The sequence below is a fragment of the Corallococcus sp. CA053C genome (assembly GCF_003611675.1).
Classification (GTDB): Bacteria; Myxococcota; Myxococcia; order Myxococcales; family Myxococcaceae; genus Corallococcus.
Window position 1 is genome coordinate 1 of sequence record NZ_RAWA01000747.1, and the last position, 1,798, is coordinate 1,798.

At 76.5% G+C, this 1,798-nt stretch carries 1 pseudogene; it reads right to left on the bottom strand.

Annotation, left to right across the window (positions count from 1 at the left end):
• Positions 1–1,798 (bottom strand): annotated as a pseudogene (locus tag D7V97_RS42795) (hypothetical protein); the annotation flags it as partial.

Genomic DNA, 1,798 nt, shown 5'->3' on the forward strand with positions numbered 1-1,798 from the left:
GGGCTGGGACGCGGCCGGGAAGCCGGGCACGTCCACGTCGATGGTGAAGTCCTCGTCGGGCGTGCGCAGCTCGGCCACGCGCTGCTTGCGGAAGAGGATGAGCTCCTGGAAGGCGGCGGGCAGGTCCTGGCAGAACAGGATGTAGTCGCTCAGCCGGCGCTGGCTCATCGGCTTCTGGCCGCAGTCGCCGTAGAGGATGGCGACGAGCCGGCCCTTCACCTCCACCGGGTACAGGAAGACGGTGCGGGGCGACTGGCGGCCGAACAGCTCCAGGTAGTGACGCGTGAGCGCGTCCGGAGGCAGCGGGCCCGCGTAGCTGCCGCGCGTGACGGCCACGGTGCGGAAGACGCTGCTCGCGTCCAGCGGGATGGAGACCTGCGACAGGGCGTTCGCGTCCAGGCCCTCGCCGCGCGAGTCCCAGCCGCCCGCGGCACCGCGCACCACCGCGAAGGCGGCCACGTAGTCGAACGTGCGGCGGCCGAAGCGCAGCGCCACGTCCACCAGCCGGTCGCGGTCCCGCGTCGATTCGCGCAGCGCGGCGCGTGCCTGGGGCAGCGTCCAGTCCGGCACTTCAGCGCCGGGCGCGTTGGAGGCACCCGGTACCGAGGACGCGGTCTCCGGCGTGGTGCGCGGACGGTTGGCGCCCGGGTTCGCAGCCGGGTTGCTGAAGATGATGAACGATGGCTCACCCCGGGGCGGCGCGGGCGCGGCGGGCAGCGTGGCGCCCGAGGCCTCGCGGGCCTGCTGCCCGGGCGAAGGCGGCCACAAGGCAGGCGTGCCCTGGCGGGCGCCTGCGGCCTGCGGAGGCTGCGCGGCGGGAGGCACCGGCGCGGTGGAACCTGGTCGAGCGTTCTGGCCGGCGGCCTGCGGCGGCGCGGTCGGTGCGGAAGTGCCCGGTGCCGGGGAACCCGACCCGGCATTCTGACCGGACGCCTGCGGCGGCACGGCGGTGGAGCCTGGCCGAGCATTCTGCGGCGGCACCGCCGTGGAGCCCGTCCCTGTGTTCTGACCGGACGCCTGCGGCGGCACCGCGGGGGAACCCGGCCGGGCGTTCTGCCCGAAAACCTGCGTGGGCCCGACCGTACCCGGTGCGGTGGCCCCGGCGTTCTGACCCGTGGCCTGCGGCGACACGGGCATGCCCGGCGCCGTGAAACCCGAACCCGCGTTCTGCGGCGACGTGGCGGTGGACCCTGGCCGAACGTTCTGACCGGAGGCCTGCGGCGTCGCGTTGGCGCCCTGCGCGGAAGTGCCCGGCTGCTGCGCCGAAGCGGCGGTTCCCGCGACACCGTCCGTCGCAATCGCGCGGCTCGGCGCCTGGGGCCCGGAGGCGGGCGCACGTCCCGCGGGCTGGGACGGGTTCGTGGCGGACGGCGGGCCCTGCGGTGCGTTCGCGGCGGGAGCCTGCGACCCCGCCGGGCGGTTCGGCTGCGCGCTTCCCGCCGGAGCGCCCTGCACGGCCTGCGGCGTGGCAGGCCCCACGGGCGTCAGCACGGGCACGGCCTGCGGAGGCGGCAGCGGACGCTCGCCCGGAGGATAGAGCGTCGGAGGCGCGGCGCCGGTGCTCGCGCCCCGGTTCGGAGGCTGCGCGGCCGGAGGTGGCTGCGTGGCGGGCGCGGTGCGGGCCGACGTGCCCGGCATGTTCAATCGCAGGGGCTCGCGCGTGTACGCGGGCGGCGGGATGTCCGCGGGTGCCGGGGGCGGAGTCGGGCGCTGGACCGTGCGGGCTGACGTGACGGGGCCCGCGGAGGTGTTGAGGCGCAGCGGCTCGCGCACGTACGCGGGCGGCGGGATGTCCGCG